The organism is Fulvivirga sp. AWR4_260, assembly GCF_056158185.1.
In genome coordinates this window covers 1-3,624 of record NZ_JBSWSU010000011.1, presented here as the reverse complement: position 1 = coordinate 3,624, position 3,624 = coordinate 1, and the positions used below count along the sequence as shown (strand labels likewise).

The window sequence follows — 3,624 nt, the reverse complement described above, 5'->3', positions numbered from 1 at the left end:
TGTTGTTTGTTTGGCGTCTACTGGTTCAGTTACGTATTGCTAAGGTTAAGTTTGTCATACTCGTGTGCTCACCCAGCACCTACTAGTTTGCATTCCGCCCCCACGCTGCACTATTTTCAACCCTCCATGTTCAGTGCCTATATCAAAAACAGGAATTTATACTGGCTGCCTCCATTCCTTTATCGTCTTGCCCCAGAAAAAATACTTTGGTTTTACTTTCTGTTTTATACTGATCACTGGCGTGCGCCACTACAGATTGATCATTAATTCGTAGCCTCTTCATCGCCTTCGGTAGCACCTCTTTGGTGCGCCCAATTTTTATCATATACTACTTCCAGGCCATCCTCCGCTTTATCCATGCCATAAAATGTTAATTTCACTTGGCCGTCAGGCATAAAATTGCTAGTCGTGAAAAACCATATTTCCCTGCAGCAAATTCCGCAGGGTCAGCATTAACCACCTTACTTGTTTTGCTTCCTGCCCCACTTACTACATAATGAATATTCCGTTTCTCTATGTATTCTAAAACATGATCGTGAGCCAGAAATATGGATCAGGTGCGGATACTCGTTCAACAGCTTTACCATTGTATTTCTAAACTCTTTATAGTTAGCGGCCGCTAAGTCTTCCGGTCGAGCAAACATTCTCCGCAGCCAGGAAGTCAACGATCCTATACCGGGCATTGGTACATAAAGTGGTTTAGATAATTGAGTGAGTGGAAAAAGATGATCTTTAAAAGTATCGAAACTGCCATGATCACCATAAGTATACATGGGGTGATGCATAGCAACAATTAACTGACTATCCTTATTTGCATCTAAAATTTCTTTGGTAAGCTGCAGTACCGCTACGGGATCTAGTAACAAGAGAGGTGCTGGGTGAGCACACGAGTATGACAAACTTAACCTTAGCAATACGTAATGTTATTTGCATCTACTTCGTTCAGTTACGTATTGCTAAGGTTAAACAGCATCAATGTTTGGCTAGTTGCAGACACCTGGAGATCGATCGTCCGGTCATTCTTGCTGCAGCTGTTTTTTACGATCAAGCAAGGTTGATTGACAATGTTGTGTTCGATAAAGACGGACATGTTCTTTACGGGTGATCGAGAAGGAGGCCTATTCACATGTTGCGAACAATGATGAAAGCTAAAATACACCGTGCACGCGTCACTGAGGCGAACCTGAACTATGTAGGAAGTGTGACCATCGATGAGGATCTGTTTGATCAAGTGGGCATTCTGCCACACGAAAAAGTCCAAATTGTAAATAATAATAACGGTGAGCGTCTGGAAACCTATGTTATCGCCGGCGAACGGGGCAGTGGAGTAGTTTGTTTGAATGGAGCAGCGGCAAGGCGTGTTCAACCTGATGATATCGTGATTATTGTCTCCTATGCCATGGTAGATGAATCAAGAGTTGGAAGATTTCCGTCCTAAAATCGCTTTGATGGACGAAAATAACTCCGTCGAGCAGGATCATTAAAGAAGAACCACCTTTAAAAGCGCTGCCGCTATAGCACTGACTAGCGAGTGAAGAAAGGATCTGTGCCACGTTTGAAGGCAAGGTCCTTCCTTTTTGTTGTGAAAGTAGGGATATCATGAAGAGATTTGCAATCGTGGATTTGGAGACAACTGGAAATGCACCATCAAAAGGAGACCGCATTATCGAAATCGGTGTGGTGGTTATGGAGGAAGCGGGACGGTAGTGGAAGAGTTCTCATCTCTAGTTTATCCAGAGAAGGATATTCCGCCATTTATCCGGTCATTGACCGGCATTGACAATGACGATGTCCTGGATGCCCCGCTTTTTCTGAAATTGTAGAGGATGTCTATCCTCTTTTTCACATGCCTATATCGTCGCTCATAATATTGAATTCGATCTTGGGTTTCTGAATGGTGAATTGGAACGATGTGGCTATCAACCACTACATAATCCTATAATAGATACCGTAGAATTTGCACGCATCTCATGCCAACTTCCCCTACTTTCAAACTCGGGCAGCTGGCAGAACGGTTGGAAATGGGGCATGACAGTCCCCACCGTGCGTTATCAGATGCCCAGGTAACTGCGGACCTTCTACTGCACCTATTAAAAGAATTGCAGGGACTTCCACGAACGCGACACTTCACCATCTGCTTATCATTGAAGGGAAGTTGAAAAGTGACTTCGAGAGCCTTTTTCATAAAGTATTTGGAAGAGAAGCGTTATGGGAATTATACTCGAATCCGATATCATGATCAAACACGGAGTCGCTGTATCAGGAAACAGGTCCGTGAGGCTTTGTCTCCTAGGGTGCAGCTACCACCGTTCAGCAATTGGAAAGCACAAGTTTTCGAGGGGGAAAATGGACTTGGCAGTTTAATGCCTACTTATGAAAAGCGAGAAGGCCAGCAGCGAATGACGACTGCCGTTAAACAGGCGTTTGTCGAAGGTCGGCATGCGGTTATTGAAGCAGGTGCCGGTACAGGGAAATCGGTTGCCTACTTACTCTCTGCTGCCTTTCAGGCGATGGAGAGTGGGGAAAGGGTCGTCATCTCCACTACATACGACGAGTTTACAAAAACAATTGCTTGAAGATGAAATACCAAAAATTGAACGGATGTTTCCGAGGCCGATCAAAGCTGTACTCTATAAGGGGAAAGCTCATTATATTAGTTTGATTCACTTTCATTATGAATTGGAACGCTCCCACCAGGATAATTATGATATTGCGCTGACCAAAGCCATGATTCTTGTATGGTTGACACAGACACGTACAGGGGATGTGGATGAAATCCAACTTCCATCCAATGGAAGGCAATTCTGGCATAAAGTATCTTCCGAACAATCCAGTAAAACGGTTAAACTCGGTTATACCGATGACAGCTTCTTTGAATGGGCTCAGGTAAAAGCCGCCCAGGCGGACCTGATCATAACCAATCACGCCCTTCTTTGTATGGATATTATGAAAGAGGAAAACGTCCTGCCTGATTACGACCGGATCATCATCGATGAAGCTCACCATTTGGAGGCTGTGGCGAGCCGCTATTTTGGGGTGCGGATGAATTACCGGGAATTACAGCGGCAATTGACTCTGTTTGGGGAGGTCTTCCATAAAAGGCTGTACAAAGAATGGTCTTTCCAGGCGGATTTTTATACGAATCTAGCCAGAGGTCAGCAGATCAATCGACGAAGCCAAGGAAGAATTGAGCCATTTCTCAAGTTATATGTATCAAAGCGTCAAAAAACAAAAGAAGTCAGGAAAAGGCAAGAGTGATGTAGGTCGGTACTCAGCTCCTATTGAAGCCTGGTGAATTCCCAAGGTTCATAGATACGGCGAAAGAGATGTCCCATCGTTTCTTAGCTGTCATCAAAAAATTGATTGTGCATATGCAACGGATGGAAGAGCAGTTGAGGGGGCAGCTGGCAGTCAATGAAGATTACAGCATTCCTATTCTTCTATCACGCTTGAATAATCAAATCGACGTCTGTCACGAAATCCGGTCCCAGCTCATCCATTATTTTGACTTTACAAGACAGGATGAAGTGAAATGGATAGAAATCGAAGGAGAGGGCGCTGTCAACGCTATTTACTTATTCAGTGAACCTTATGATGTCGCATCGCTTCTCGAACAGCGTTTGA

The 3,624-nt window shown here is 44.2% G+C and carries 5 protein-coding genes; 4 read left to right on the top strand and 1 reads right to left on the bottom strand.

The window, feature by feature from the left end; all coding sequences use genetic code 11:
- The coding region (locus ACXACQ_RS06365; RefSeq protein ID WP_474975102.1) for a hypothetical protein at positions 1-267 on the top strand (267 nt) is incomplete at its 5' end.
- Positions 268-461: 194 nt separating this feature from the next.
- Here the strand turns inward: ACXACQ_RS06365 and ACXACQ_RS06360 are convergent.
- Entirely contained in the window at positions 462-899 is a 438-nt protein-coding gene (locus ACXACQ_RS06360) for a hypothetical protein (protein WP_474975101.1), read from the bottom strand.
- A 239-nt stretch (positions 900-1,138) separates the two neighbouring features.
- Here ACXACQ_RS06360 and panD point away from each other — a divergent pair, with 239 nt between their 5' ends.
- From panD to ACXACQ_RS06345, 3 genes are all read left to right on the top strand, one after another.
- Positions 1,139-1,438: an aspartate 1-decarboxylase gene (gene panD, locus ACXACQ_RS06355; protein WP_474975100.1), complete on the top strand. Its 300-nt coding sequence runs from the start codon at positions 1,139-1,141 to the stop codon at positions 1,436-1,438.
- A 1,130-nt stretch (positions 1,439-2,568) separates the two neighbouring features.
- Positions 2,569-3,258 carry a hypothetical protein gene (locus ACXACQ_RS06350; RefSeq protein WP_474975099.1) on the top strand — a complete coding sequence of 230 codons (690 nt, stop codon included), beginning with the start codon at positions 2,569-2,571 and terminating at the stop codon, positions 3,256-3,258.
- 23 nt (positions 3,259-3,281) lie between these two features.
- On the top strand, positions 3,282-3,624 hold a 343-nt coding region (locus ACXACQ_RS06345; RefSeq protein ID WP_474975098.1), incomplete at its 3' end, for a hypothetical protein.